12 protein-coding genes and 1 other annotated feature are annotated in these 14,156 nt (G+C 44.3%); of the genes, 4 read left to right on the forward strand and 8 right to left on the reverse strand.

All coding sequences use genetic code 11. The features are described 5' to 3' along the window. Window positions 1-5: 5 nt before the first annotated feature. Window positions 6-1,610 (reverse strand): radical SAM protein, encoded by a 1,605-nt coding sequence (locus BN6628_RS18125; protein WP_082926965.1) that lies wholly within the window; start codon window positions 1,608-1,610, stop codon window positions 6-8. 267 nt (window positions 1,611-1,877) lie between these two features. Here BN6628_RS18125 and BN6628_RS18130 point away from each other — a divergent pair, with 267 nt between their 5' ends. Continuing rightward, window positions 1,878-2,630, forward strand: a complete 753-nt coding sequence (locus BN6628_RS18130) for a LytR/AlgR family response regulator transcription factor (RefSeq protein ID WP_068619781.1) — start codon at window positions 1,878-1,880, stop codon at window positions 2,628-2,630. A gap of 206 nt (window positions 2,631-2,836) precedes the next feature. Here BN6628_RS18130 and BN6628_RS18135 read toward each other — a convergent pair whose 3' ends face one another. Beyond that, a complete protein-coding gene (locus tag BN6628_RS18135) occupies window positions 2,837-3,847 on the reverse strand; it encodes a serine hydrolase domain-containing protein (RefSeq protein WP_068619782.1) in 1,011 nt (336 codons plus the stop codon). Between the two features lie 211 nt (window positions 3,848-4,058). After that, on the reverse strand, window positions 4,059-4,883 hold the full coding sequence (locus BN6628_RS18140) for a MerR family transcriptional regulator (protein WP_068619783.1): 825 nt from the start codon (window positions 4,881-4,883) through the stop codon (window positions 4,059-4,061). A gap of 437 nt (window positions 4,884-5,320) precedes the next feature. Here BN6628_RS18140 and BN6628_RS18145 point away from each other — a divergent pair, with 437 nt between their 5' ends. Continuing rightward, the gene (locus BN6628_RS18145; protein WP_082926966.1) at window positions 5,321-6,709 is read left to right on the forward strand and encodes an MFS transporter; all 1,389 of its coding nucleotides are present in this window, start codon (window positions 5,321-5,323) and stop codon (window positions 6,707-6,709) included. A 77-nt stretch (window positions 6,710-6,786) separates the two neighbouring features. On the opposite strand, the gene BN6628_RS18150 is transcribed toward BN6628_RS18145, so the two are convergent. The 4 genes from BN6628_RS18150 to BN6628_RS18165 all read right to left on the reverse strand — a co-directional run bounded on the left by BN6628_RS18150 (window position 6,787) and on the right by BN6628_RS18165 (window position 10,719). Continuing rightward, on the reverse strand, window positions 6,787-7,143 hold the full coding sequence (locus BN6628_RS18150; protein ID WP_068619785.1) for a darcynin family protein: 357 nt from the start codon (window positions 7,141-7,143) through the stop codon (window positions 6,787-6,789). A 75-nt stretch (window positions 7,144-7,218) separates the two neighbouring features. Then, complete coding sequence (locus BN6628_RS18155) at window positions 7,219-7,800, reverse strand: Crp/Fnr family transcriptional regulator (RefSeq protein WP_068619786.1); 582 nt, start codon at window positions 7,798-7,800, stop codon at window positions 7,219-7,221. A gap of 43 nt (window positions 7,801-7,843) precedes the next feature. Beyond that, on the reverse strand, window positions 7,844-9,706 hold the full coding sequence (locus BN6628_RS18160; RefSeq protein ID WP_068619787.1) for an arginine--tRNA ligase: 1,863 nt from the start codon (window positions 9,704-9,706) through the stop codon (window positions 7,844-7,846). A 48-nt stretch (window positions 9,707-9,754) separates the two neighbouring features. Then, window positions 9,755-9,971: a binding site (T-box leader), on the reverse strand. 169 nt (window positions 9,972-10,140) lie between these two features. Next, window positions 10,141-10,719: a TetR/AcrR family transcriptional regulator gene (locus tag BN6628_RS18165; protein WP_068619788.1), complete on the reverse strand. Its 579-nt coding sequence runs from the start codon at window positions 10,717-10,719 to the stop codon at window positions 10,141-10,143. 169 nt (window positions 10,720-10,888) lie between these two features. Between BN6628_RS18165 and BN6628_RS18170 the strand changes: the two genes are divergently transcribed. Both BN6628_RS18170 and BN6628_RS18175 read left to right on the forward strand, forming a co-directional pair. Next, on the forward strand, window positions 10,889-12,109 hold the full coding sequence (locus BN6628_RS18170; RefSeq protein ID WP_068619789.1) for an MFS transporter: 1,221 nt from the start codon (window positions 10,889-10,891) through the stop codon (window positions 12,107-12,109). A 221-nt stretch (window positions 12,110-12,330) separates the two neighbouring features. After that, the gene (locus BN6628_RS18175) at window positions 12,331-12,951 is read left to right on the forward strand and encodes a polysaccharide deacetylase family protein (protein WP_082926967.1); all 621 of its coding nucleotides are present in this window, start codon (window positions 12,331-12,333) and stop codon (window positions 12,949-12,951) included. A 116-nt stretch (window positions 12,952-13,067) separates the two neighbouring features. On the opposite strand, the gene BN6628_RS18180 is transcribed toward BN6628_RS18175, so the two are convergent. Next, window positions 13,068-14,051 (reverse strand): iron-hydroxamate ABC transporter substrate-binding protein, encoded by a 984-nt coding sequence (locus BN6628_RS18180; RefSeq protein WP_068619790.1) that lies wholly within the window; start codon window positions 14,049-14,051, stop codon window positions 13,068-13,070. Window positions 14,052-14,156 lie beyond the last annotated feature (105 nt).

Below are 14,156 nucleotides of genomic sequence, written 5' to 3' on the forward strand. Positions count from 1 at the left end.
CACCTTTAATAAACTTCTATATCCTCTAAGAAGTTGAGCTTTTCTGGCGTTATCTCTCGGATAGAATGATAAAGTGCCAGTTCACTCAGAAGTGAATGTCTGAGAGCCTCACATTTCATATTTTTATTTTTGGAGTCAAAGCCTTCTTGGGTGAAATTAGCGGCATAACAAGTGTTACACAATCTAACAGCCCAGCAGTTCTTGCATTGCTCAATAGAGCCATCTGAATAATCCTGAACATAATATTTCTGTATGTTATCAAAATTGATCCCAGTGAAAACATGACCGATAGAGGGTGAGTTTCCTACACGCTCGCAAACAAACAGCTCCCCAGTCGTACTCACATACAATCTTCGGGCACCTGGAACACAACAGCCATTGAAGGGAAAAATATTTCTAGGCTCATCAGTTAAGAATCTGTTTTCAACTCTATTAAGAGTTCTTTCTATAGATGAGGAGTACACATTATTTTTATCACTTCTTATAGCTGAATGACTTTCTACCTGTTTCTTCATCCAGATCCATAGTGGACTAACGATATTTTCGTTATTGTGTGAATACTTAGGGTTTTGGTGCAGCTCCGTAATATATTCATCCTCTTCTACGCTTCCTTTAGAAGCATAACCAATTGTTATTTCCGTGTGCTTTGGTAAAAAATCGAGGTCAGCAAAAAATGAATTAATATCGTTTAATTTATCGTAAGTATAGGGAGGAGCAAACACGGCATTAATCGACAGAACATTTTGACTCGCTGAAAAGGCTTCGGCTAGCAGCTTTAATCCTTGAAATGCTCTTGAGAAGCTTCCTTTGCCATTGGCATACTTTCTATAGGAGTCCTGTACATATTCTGGACCATCCATACTACATACAAGGCTTAAGTTCGGAACTGATGCGAAATATTCTGCTATCTCTTTTGTAACCAGCGTCATATTAGTTGTTAATGAGAAGGTCAACTTTTTATCCTGCATAATTTGCCTGGAATATTCGATAGCCCATTTTAATAAATCAAATTTCAACAAGGGCTCGCCGCCATAGAATGTAACGGCAACTTCTTCTCTCGAGTGTTTTGCAGTATATTCAACCGCCGCTTTAGCTATTTCCAGGCTCATGTCGTCTTGATGAAAGTTTCTATTTAAATCGCAATCATCGTTATAAATGCAGTAGCCGCAACGAAGATTACAACGGCCGGTCAACTCAAGAATGATCTGTTCCAATCCCTCATTTATTCGGTCTTTCAATCCTTCATAATGATCATAGGAATACAGCCTATCAAGTTCAGGAGCAAGAAAGAGATGCTCTGCCCTCACCGTGTTCTCGAAGTCAATAATTTTGTCTCTGCTGACTATCTCTTCCATAACCATCTGTTCAACACTGAGCATATCCTTCAAGTTAAATAAAGCATTCATAATTTTGAAGGAGTCGTCATCAAGGACGAGCACTTTCCCTGTTCCAGTATCATAGAAGTAATTATTCAAATCTGTTGTGAATAGCTTTCCCATTCTATCCAGCTTGTTATGAAGCTTGAGTGTGAATAAGCGTGTCATTTCATCATGCGTTTTGAATAGAGAACTCATCACCTTCACCTCGTTCTTTGGAATATAACTGTTCATAGTACCTTCTTTAAAACCCTATTGTGATTTTCTTCACTTTTTTATAAATCAATATGCTATAGGTTTATGTTCATCCAAAATATATATCATCCAACCCAAAAATGGAATAACCTGTATTTAAAATGTAAAAAAATCTACCTCAACATACAAGTCTTGTGAGTATTAAGTTAGATTATTCCATTTTTTTCCAAACATTAATTTAACTCTTTTGTATTATTATGGGTTATTAAATTAGATGCAAAGGTTATTCTAAGGGAGGGAAATATAGTGTTTCGAGTAGGGGTTTGCATTGATGAGACTAACTCACGAAAGCAGCTTGAACAATTCCTTATAAAGCTTTCCAAGACCACTTCCTATTCTTTTGAAATAAAACTCTTTTCTTCAGGTGAGTCCTTGATTAAATATTATAGGGATCATGGGTCATATGCCTTTCATATCCTTATCCTTGGGATTGTTCTGGAAGGAATGAGCGGAATAGAGACAGCACGCTACATAAGGCTTATTCCGGACAGAGACGTTCAGATCATTTTTTTTACTAGTCATCCAGAATACATGCTTGAAAGTTTTGAAGTTCAGCCATTTCAATTTTTGCTAAAGCCAATCTCTTATGATACTTTTAAAAGCAATATGTTATCCATTTGCAATTATATCATTTCGTCAGTCAACCGCTTTCTAACTGTTAAAACCGAGGAAGGGCAAACCGTGATAAAAACTTCGGATATTATTGCTCTAATAAAAATTAAGCAAACGTTAACACAAAATAAAATTAAAGTGATTACATCAGATCAACAATATATTATTTCAGGCACACTCCATGAATATCTAAAGAAGCTTAGTTATCCTTTTCTGCTTATTCATCGTTCAGTTATTATTAATCTTGAGCATGTTCACAGGTTCAATGCTTCTTATGTTGTCATGTCCAATAACGATCAAATGCCTATTACTCGGGCCTATGTAAAGCAGCTAAAAAACATTTATGCTCTTTATATGCTGAATCACTTTAGAGAATATAGCAAGTAAGGTAAGCTAGCTTCATTCAACATAGGAAGTTAGTGGGTGGATGCCTTATTAAATGATAAGCCGCCACCTGTATCGTACTTGCTTATTGAGAGAAGAACAACGCCCCTTGTCCATTTCTGGACTTGGGGCGTTATTTTATATACCAATTGCTTTAACTCCAAATACTCACTGGACTTCTCCCATACCTCAGAATCCCACATGCCGGACTAGTCTAGTACAGCTGGAAGGATATGCTCCTTAATCAGAGTCCACCTATCACGGGCATTTGGCATGAAAGCTGAAGCTATCGCTACAACCATGTCTTTCTCCGGGATACAGCAAATCGCATTACCGCCGTCCCCCATGGCCGAGTAGGCAAAAACACCATCCTCTTCCCGCACCCACCACAGGTATCCATAGCCGTAAGGGTTCAAGACGGTGGATTCAACGGTCCATGTCTCCGGAATCACCTGACGATCGCCCCATTTGCCACGGTTCAGATACAGTTGGCCAAATCGTGCCATGTCCCGTGGACTCATCGTAAGACCCCATCCACCCGTCGAATTTCCGGCGGGGTCCTGCACCCATCCTCGAACCTTGCTTCCGAATAGTTCCTCGAACCCGAAAGAGTCCATGCCATAATCCGGAATGACTCTCATGCCAGTTGGCTTGAACAATCGTTCCCCCGCAAACGCACGGGCGTTTTGGCCGGTGCTGCGGGTAAGAATGATGGACAGCAGATGAGCCCCTGCAGTGGAATATTTGAACGCCCCGATGCTTCCGTTTTGGCCAAGCATATCCAGGATATATTTCTCCCAGTCTGGCTGCATGCACATCTTGTCCAGCGGTTCCTGCCAATCTGGGAATGGATACGGAGCCGTCATGGTGAGAAGATGCCGGATAGTAATATCCCCCTTCTGGGTGTCCGCAGCGTCCAGAACATAGTCAGGGAAGAAATCCAGCACTTTCTGGTCCACGGATTGAATGTGCCCTTCATTGATCGCAATCCCTATGAGAGCCGAGATTGCGCTTTTGGTCACGGACGCCACGTGGTGCACATCATCCGGACCATAACCGTTAAAATATTGTTCGTACGCAATACTTCCATTTCTCGCTACAACAATCCCATTAATATTGCTGTATCCGGATATAATTTCAGAGCCAAGCTCTGACAGCTTCCCGGCATCCATTCCTAAAGCAGCCGGATCTTCAGCCTGCCATTCTGCGGTTTTTTGCATAATAAATTCCTCCTAAATCTGTATAAGTTGAACTTAAGATTTACCATTAAGCAAGAGTGTGAAATGATTCTGAAGAAGCGAAGCGTTCGCCTTTGTGACCTGGCTTCCACCTTATAAATTTAATCAAGAAATCTGGGCGCAACAGCGATCGGAGGAACTTTTCACACGGCTGCTTCCATGTGTAAATCAATAGTTCAACTTATCTGGCTTTCTATTTTTTCCTGATTGGAAAATACACCTCAGTAATGCTGTCCTCAGGCACGGTGTTCTCATGGGGATCGTTGATATAAATTTCAAAGGGGGATCGGATAAGCTCATAGCCTTCCTGCTCGATCCACTCTCTCAGCTTGGCAAATACCGAGGTCAGCTCCGAATACGAGCCTTTCAAGACGGACTTGGCACAGAGCCCCCCCGGCAAATCTCTCGTTCCCTTAACAATCTCTTTGACCGGTATGGCAAACTCCGTATCATTGCCCGCCGGGTTATATTCAGGGCTGTGGTAAATCGTCATCGGTGTACCCAGCATGGTGAGATTCCCGACGGCTATCTTCTCATACAATTTGCCAAAATAAGTCTCATACCCCGCGGCATAGTCTTCCATGCTGAGCATTTGACGCAAGTAAAGAATGTTCATCGGCTGAGTTTCAACTAGCTGTACCTCAATGCTCTCCATGTAGGACATCATCGGTATGCCCTGCTCCAAGTTCAAGATATCGCTGTTTATCTGCTTAAGCGTGCATTCTAAAGCGTTCATCTTCTCCTGAATCTCCAGCCTCTTCCGCAGAAGCGCGGAACACAGCTTTTCCTCGGACAGATCTTCTTCCCACTCCAGCATGTCTCTCATCTCTTCCAGGGAGAAATGGTACGATTTCAAGCGGTTGATCAAGAGCATCTTCTTAAGCTGCTTGATGGAGTAGTACCGGTACCCGTTCTCAGGATTAATCTCATCCGGTTTGATAAGTTCAATTTCATCATAATATCGAAGCGTTTTTGTAGATACGCCGCACATCTTAGAGAACTCCCCAATTGATAACAAGGGGTCACCTCCTCCTATTTAGATAATCAGGTGCTGTGTTCTCCTCTACTTAACACCTTCCCCTAAGGGCAAAGTCAACGGCAAATTACGAGCTCTATCTCGACGTGAAAAGCTCACCCAGCGTGGCTGAATATGATTCTAATGAGGCATCTCCATAGTTTGAATAAAGCATAATCATTATTTTTTGAAAAATATAGACTTATATCTGCGAGCTTATATCTCCAGCAGACAACGTAGGATTTTTTATAATTAAATTTTCCATTGAAATTCCAAACTTTCTGGAAATATGATGGGTTGAATCACTATTTTGATGAACATTTTAATCAGGAGGCGTTAATATGAAGTGCAATGTATTTAAGAGGGTACTAAATCCGGGGAAAGACGTATCACTGGCCCTATAAACTGCGTAGTTCCCTGTTCAATAAGGGGCTATTCCATTGAGTAAAAAGGTTACAGCCGGCATCCCAAAATCGGTTGCCTGGCTTAGTTTTCTGGCGTTCTTCAGTGTTCTGAACGAAACGGTATTTAACGTGGCGCTGCCGGATATGGCAGTCCAGTTCGGGATTTCGCCTTCGGCGGCGAATTGGATCAACACAAGCTTTATCCTTTCGTTTGCCATCGGAACTGCGGTGTATGGCAAATTGTCGGATTTGTACGGTGTAAGAAGGCTTCTTCTAACCGGCGTACTGATGTATGGTGTAGGATCTTTGGTCGGAGTATTATTTCACTCCAGTTATGCTGCGGTGCTGATTGCCCGCTTCATCCAAGGAGCAGGAATCTCATCGGTTCCAGCTCTGATTATGGTTATCGTAGCCGGATCAATCCCGCCAAAGCAGCAGGGCAGAGCCTTCGGCCTTATCGGCTCTGTGGTAGCCTGCGGGGAAAGCATCGGCCCGGTCATCGGGGGAGTGGTAACCCATTATTTGCACTGGTTTTACTTGTTCGCTCTGCCGATGCTTACCCTGCTGGCCTTGCCTTTTTTTATACGGGATCTGCCGGGAGAACCCGCGAAGAAGGGAAAGCTCGACCTTCCGGGCGCTGTACTAATGTCTGCGGGGATTGTAACATTTACTTTGTTCATTTCACTGTACGACTGGATGTACCTGCTAACCAGCCTGCTGCTGTTCCTCGGGTTCGCCTGGCGTATTCGTAAGGCTCGCCAGCCTTTTATCGAACCTTCTTTATTTAGCAGAAAAGCATTTATCCTCGGCGTATTAACAGGCAGTATTCTGTTAGGCCTGACTGCCGGCTATGTATCCATGGTGCCTTATATGATGAGAACCGTGCACAACCTGCCTACAGACCTCATCGGGATCGGCGTTCTGTTTCCGGGCACGGTCAGTGTGGTTCTCTTTGGGATTCTAGGTGGAATGTTGGTTGATAAACGCGGAAATTTGTTTACCATGCGTATCGGCATAATATTGCTCATCCTAAGTTTGTTAGGTACGGCATTATTTGTCGAGCTGACGCCTTGGCTTATCACAGGCACCCTGATCCTGACCTTCGGCGGTCTGTCCTTTATAAAGACTGTCATCTCCACCAGTGTAGCAGGTGCATTGCGTCCTGAGGAATCCGGATCGGGCATGGGCCTGCTGAACTTTGCCTGCTTCCTGGGAGAAGGCTTTGGTGTGGCTGTAGTAGGAGGCATAATGTCCAGATCTTGGCTCGTATCTCCGCATCTTCCGGGGATTGGCAGCAGCACGGCAGGCCTGTACAGCAATTTGACACTCATTCTGATTGCTGCCGCCCTTATAGCGGGAACTGTCTTTCTGCTCGTGTACAAACGGGTTCAGCATGCACCCGGTTCAGCTTCCAAATCTGAATAAATGAAAACAACAGCAGCCCCGTGCTCTTCCCATGCACGGGGCTGCTGTTGTCTTCCACGATCTGATCCATTACCGGCCTAATTCCCTGCTCTCTTATCATCCATTTTAAGAACCTCGGATTCATAGGACTTGAAGGCGTTCTCCATCCCCATCAGAACATCCTTGATCTTCATATAACCTCGGGTATACGGCTCTGAATCCCTAATTTCCTCCCACATATAGTGGTACTGGCGCAAGTCTTCGGTCTCACATACTACAAAATCCGTATAATCCTTGCCCGGCAAGGCTTCCGCATCGAAAAAACGCACCTGCACATGTTCGGTGTACCTGCTTATTATTTCCTGCAGTGAAGCAGCATGTTCCCTCCGTTCTTCCCGGGGCAGGGCCAGCCAGGAAGGGTAAAATTCCAACAAAACAACCATCATATAACGCATATTCCTCAACCTCCATCAACTAAGCAGCTATGAGGATATTGTAATGCAGGGCATCCGAATCCGCATTAACATAGGTTAAGCCCGTTTTGCACGCAGCATCCGGCTTAGCGAGACTGGAGATATGCCCAAATAAGAGGCAACATGATATTGAGGAATTCTGTTCTCCAGTCCGGGGTACTTAACCAGGAACGCCTCATATCTTTGAAGTGCGGACAGGAACAATAGTTCACGTTCACGTTCTTCTTTTCGGATATACAAGCGCTCCACACTCTTGCGGACAAATCTCTCCCAGCTATGGCAGCTGTCCATAATTTCCTGTAAGGACTCATATGAAATCTCAATAACTACAGAATCCTCCAGAGCTTCAATGGTGTAGGAGGATGGCATTCGCTTCACCATAGCCCCATAAGAGGTGGCAAAATCATTTTCCAAAGTAAAAGCTACATTATACTCCTTGCCATCCGGCAGGGGGTAGAACAAACGGAATAAACCGGAAGCACAGTAATAGGCATACATCACCATCTCACCGGTTTCCACCAGACAAGTCCCCTTCCGGACCTCCCTTACACGCGAACGCTCGGCAAACAATTTCCACTCTTCATCCGAGACCATAGCCTTGCAAGCCAGATCCCTTAACGATTCATAATTTGTGTCCATAACCGTACCTCAATGCGAAAGTTAACTCTATAATAACACTCCCTTACATACGGCTTGGCGTTGGAAGTCCAAGTACGGTAAGTGCATCTCCGAGAGTTTCCTTGAATTTTAGCGTAAGCCAAAGTCGAAGCGCTTTTGTGTCATCATCAGCTTTCAGAATCGGACATGCGGCATAGAAGTTATTGAACAAAGTGGCCAGCTCATATGCATAATTACATATTGTATTGGGAGTCAGTTCATTGCAGGCTGTGAACAGGGTGTCCTGCCAAGCTGCGATATGTCTGAGCAACGCATGTTCGGCTATTTCCAGCTCAAACTTCAATTCCGCTGCTTCTGGCCTTATATCCGCCTCAGCCTCGGCTTTGTCCAAGATACTCACTGCACGGGCAAAAGAATACATCAAATATACTCCAGTATTGCCTGTCACTTCAGTTGCTTGTTTGATGTCAAAGACGACTTCTGTTAATAACCCGAACCTCAGAAGGTAATACCGAATGGCAGCAGCGGCAATCATTCTGCTGGATAGGCCGGCTTTATCCGGGCGTCTATCTTCGATAATTCCCTCCATAAGATCAAGCAGCTCGGAAATTTTGATCCCGATTCCTTGTCTACCAGACATGGCATATGACGTCTTGCCGTCCGATGTGTCTATGCCTAGCTCCCGCGCTGCTCCAGGACTTAATGAAACCACCCCATAACTGACATGACGAAGCTTGTTAGCTTGATCGGTATATCCTAGAATTTCAAGAGCTTGTTTGACCATGGCTTGTGGATACTCCTGCCTGTGGTCGATGACATTGATAACAAGATCTGCCCTGCCGAAGGATGATGGGCTTCCACTCACATTTGTAGTCCAGAGCCCCTCCGAAAAGCGCTTATACAGAAAGTCCTGTTCAAGCAGGCCAAATTTCCATAGATGATAAGCGATGTCCTTGGCTGTATAGGTTAAAATTCCGTTAGAACGCACCAGAACCTTATCTGGACTATGTTCCGATTCCTGGCCTTCCGAATTAGCTGTGGACTGTTTTAGTACCCAGCAGCCTTCCAGCTTACCTGAAGTTTCCTGGTGAAATTGCTCTGTTTCTTTCAGCAAATTAAATGCGGATGCCCAGAATCCTTCCCTTACAATGCTGCTCTCCCATACCAAAAGATCATAATTAATGCCGAACCCGTTCATTTCGTCAAGATGCTCACGTACAATCCGCTCGGCCGCAAGTGCGCCAACCCAAGCTAAATTGTCGCCTCCCTCTTCCATCGAATGAAGAACTTTGATTCTTTGTTCAAGTAATGAAGGATTACACTCATACTCTTTATTAACTCTTGAGTATATATCCCAACAGAAATCCCCAAAACGTGTATGCTCCTCCTTATGGGGGATGTTCAAAAGCCCCACTACCGTGTCGGCAAGCTGATTCCCCAGGTCATCTATATAATTGTGCACCTCGACATTGTACCCGGCTCTAGTTAAAAGTCTCACGAGAGCATCACCGATACAGGAATTTCTTAAGTGACCAATGTGCGCTGATTTATTCGGATTAATAGACGTATGCTCAATGACAACCTTATCGCCTTTATTTAGGGGCATCTCAAACTTCCGCTGGGACCATTCCTTCCAATCGATATGCATATTAATGAAGCCCGGTTGGGCGATTTCAATCTTGCTTATCAAATCTCCCATCCGATTGTCTTGTTCCATTTTAGTCTTCAACATGGCTGCTATTTGAATGGGTGGTTTCCTTAACACTCTAGCCAGCTGCATCGCAACATTCGTTGAATAATCACCATGTTCTAGGAGATCAGGCTGCTCAACCCCTAAATTCACTCCATTCTTACCGTTGACCCCTAGTTCGTCACACACATGTTCCACTGCATGTTCGATGCTGCTAACTAACAATTGACTGATCATCCCGAATAGACCTCCTTTTATTAAAAATAAAAAGCCCTCATCTCTAATAAAAGAGACGAAGGCTTCTGCATTCGCGGTACCACTCTTGTTGTTAAACCTAAGTTTAACCACCTCAAAAGATAACGGTCTTAGCCGTGACTTCCTACTGCAGGATTCAGAAGTCATTCTCATGGGTCCGTTTCCCTGTCAGCCCAGTACCGGATCTCACCATTTCCGGCTCGCTTTGACTTGAATTAACAGGTACTCTCCCAATCCTCGAATTTGATGTATTTTGTATATTATATCCAATACATGATTAAAGTCAATTCCCCAGCTCTACGCTGTTATTTCGCTCTATCCACCAGACTCGACATAAAAATCTAATCCATAGTGAAACAGCAGGCATTTCTACAGGTGAAAATGGGCGTACACTCACCACAGATAACCATGCGACATCAAGTCGATTGGATACCTTTAAAAACATGGGTAACAATCTGCTCTACATAGCTGTCGTTAATCGGGTCCCCCGTAACTAACAAGCGGTAGAATATCGGCCCGTAAATGAGATCCGTGCATAATGCGATATCAACATTCTTTTCCAACTCTCCACGCTGAAGGGCTCTAGTCATAATATCCCGGACCTCAAGCCGCCGGGGCTGAATATAACGTGTTCGAAATGCCTCAGCGAGTGCAGAATCAACCTGCCCCTCACCTATAATCTCCAGAAAAATAGAACCTTCACGGCTTACCATAAACCTGGCCATATTCGTGGCATGTTCCAGAATATCCTGAAATACCGAACCTGTATCCGGTACAGGCAATCTTGCTGCCGCAGCGGATAGGAACCCGTCCATGACCACGGCGGCCTTGTTGGGCCACCATTTATAAATAGTGGCTTTGCTTACCTGAGCACGTTCAGCGATTTTTTCTACCGTTACCGCTCCAAAGCCGCTTTCCAGCAATAATTCATAAGAAGCGGACAGGATGGAGCTTTGCGTTTCCATATTACGTGGACGGCCTCTTTTCCCCTGCATATGAATTCCTCCTTTGCTTTTCTCCGTTTCATCACTATATAAACTATACGTTTAGTATACAAAAAATGAAATTCGAAAAAAAGCCTATTTACAAAACGATACGTTCAGTATATTATTTAAATCAAGAAATACAAAACTAAACGTTCAGTATTTATTGAGGAGGATATTTATGTTAAAAGAACAAGGTAAACAAGACAGCTCTATCTCCAGTTGGATGATGTTTCTGCTTGCAGCTGCATGCGGTCTTATTGTTGCCAATCTGTATTACGCCCAAACCCTGGTGGGGCCTATCCGTGATGCAACGGGTCTTACTTCCTCAACCGCAGGATTAATCGTCACAGTGACCCAAATCGGTTATGTAGCCGGCCTGCTGTTCATCGTACCGCTGAGCGACATCGTTGAGAACCGGCGCCTTACGATCGTCATGTTAATCATAGCCATTGGCGCATTGTTAACTGCCGCGTTCTCACCTAACGCATCGCTCTTTTTGACCGCATCTCTTTTTATTGGAATTGGTTCTGTTGTGGCCCAGATTCTAGTGCCGTTCGCCGCCTATCTATCATCCGAGAATCAACGCGGCCGTGTGGTCGGTAATGTGATGAGTGGACTCCTGCTCGGAATTATGTTCGCCCGGCCGTTGGCAAGTTTTATCACCAGTCTTTGGGGCTGGAGAGCTATATTTATTCTGTCTGCCATTGTGATCACTTTACTAACTATACTGCTATCCTTTGCACTTCCCGAACGTAAGCCACTCCCCACAGTACGCTACGGCAAACTAATTCTCTCTTTAGGCACTATATTACGACAAACGCCGGCATTACGGCGCCGCGCACTGTATCAAGCTTTCTTATTTGGAGCCTTCAGTTTATTTTGGACTGTCGTGCCTCTACACTTAGCTGATAATTTCGGAATGTCTCAAATCGGTATTGCTTGGTTTGCGCTGGTTGGCGTGGGTGGGGCAGTAGCTGCGCCAATTGCCGGAAGATTAGCGGATAAAGGCTGGAGTAAAATGCTAACGGGGGCCGCCATGATTGTTGCTGTATTGTCCTTTCTGCTTATCCATTTGTTCCAAAGCTCCTCAACCCCTGCTCTGATTCTTCTCTTTGTATCGGCAATTACGCTCGATATGGCGGTGTCGGGGAATCTGGTGACCAGCCAGCGTGTGATTTATTCGCTGGGAAGTGAAGCAAGGGGACGGCTGAATGGACTTTTCATGGCCATCTTCTTCTTAGGCGGTGCTATCGGCTCATCTTTGGGGGCCTGGTCTTATACCCAGGGAGGCTGGAATCTCACATCCCTTATTGGAACCATCCTGCCACTTCTAGCTTTGCTATATTTCCTTACCGAGCGAAGATCAACAAAAAAAGACCGTACCATTTTGGCAGGTTAAGAGAACAAGGCTCCAAATGAATAATAGCCGGTACGTTTCGCCAGGAAAGAAATTACGTCCTAAGGACGTGCAGATTGTCGGGAAACCCACGTCATGAGACAGTGGGTTTCTCTTTTTTCATGATTACTAGAGGAGTTCTTTCCTGCTCCATCGAAATGTAATGATGCGGTTGTATTTGGTAATTAGAATTTTTAATAAACATATAAGGAGTGATTACCACTGTGCTTAAACTCCTCAAACAAGTTCTTATGCATACAGACTATGATAAACGGGAAGTAGCCTTGACTTTTGATGATGGCCCCCATGCTTTATATACTGAGAAAATCCTGGATATACTTGGCGAATATAATATAAAAGCAACGTTTTTTTTGCTAGGTGAGCATGTAAGGGATTATCCGGACATAGCCAAACGAATTGCTGCTGAAGGCCATACCGTTGGTAACCACACCTATTCTCATCCCAACCTGACAACGTTAACCTATGAGGAAATACATGATGAACTAACAAGAACTGAACAAGAAATTATACTGGCGACAGGTATTCGTCCTAAATTGTTCCGCCCCCCTTATGGAGAATTTAACGAATTGGTATTACGGGCTGCTGGGGAGATGAATTATAAAACTGTCTATTGGTCACAGGATACAAATAGAAGTCTTGATACTAAAGACTGGGCTGGTCCGATTGCCGAAGAAATTCTGCAGCATATTAAGAACAATATTTGTAGCGGAGGAATAGTTTTAATGCATGATGGCGGGGGAGATCGAACGCAAACCATATTAGCTCTGGCACCTATCATCGAATTTCTGCAAAAAGAGAATTTTACGTTAATCCCATTGCATTAAAGCTTATATCTAAGTGCACAGGTAAAAGGTGCAGCCTTCTCCTCTTACATAAGAAAACTGCACCTGTTTTTTTACGATATTATTGTCTTAACACAGCAGGCTGTACCCTGGTTAAATTAACGGCCAAGAAAGCTCTTCACGAAGAAATCCAGCTGATATTCCATACTGAGCGGATCATTGAAGTAAAACGCCTTTGCATTCGCCTCGAATACATGCTGGTTTTTGACGGCAGGAAGATTCTTATAGATTTGAGTATTCTGGAACGAGTTATCTTCCTCGGTATTTTTGCTAAAAATAACATAGTCCCCCATGTAATCCTTCAGCACCTCTGTGGATAAGGCAAAGTAGCCATCCTTTTTCGTGGTTTGTTTCACTTTTTCAGGCATCTTCAGTCCAAACTGCTGATACAAAATTTCGGTTCCCCGTCCGAAGTTCTCACCATAAACATAAAGTTGTTTGTTGAACGTCTCGATCACCGAAACCGTTGCATTTTCGCCGATCTTGGCTTTGATTTCCTTCCCAATCTTCTTCGTACGGGCATCAAAATCATCCACCCAAGCCTTCGCTTCTTTCTCTTTGTTCACCAATTTCCCAATTTCCAGCTGCTGGGTCAAGAAATCCACCTTGCCGTATGTATACAGCACTGTTGGAGCAATTTGCTTGAACTTGTCAACATTCTTAATATCGGAAAGCCCCACAATAAGATCAGGCCGCAGCTCAATAATCTTCTCCAGGCTTTCATCCGAAACCGCCTCTACATCAGCCAGCTTGTCGGCAAAGTTCGGATTCTCCTTAGACATTTCGTCCACCCCAACCAGAGGGATGCCAAGCGCCATCAAGTTTCCTGTCAAGAACCGGGTTAGGACAACGACACGCTGCGGATGGGTTGGAACCTCTACAGGCCCGCTTTCCGATTGATAGGTAAATGTCCCCGTCTCCGAAGCACCTGCGGCCGGCTTAGATGCCGAATTTCCGGCTTCAGTTCCGGAAGTTCCCGCTGATGAACCGCTGACTGTATCGGATTTGTTAGATTTGCTCCCCCCACAAGCACTTAACAGCAATACTAACATTAGAACAAACAGAATCCACAACTTTTTCATTCCAAGAGTCTCTCCCTTTTCATTGCGAGGTTTTCATTCAATTGATCATGAAAATCATTCTCAATTACTCCCCTAATTATATGAATACCTTCCGCACCGAACCAT

Source organism: Paenibacillus tuaregi (assembly GCF_900086655.1).
GTDB lineage: Bacteria > Bacillota > Bacilli > Paenibacillales > Paenibacillaceae > Fontibacillus > Fontibacillus tuaregi.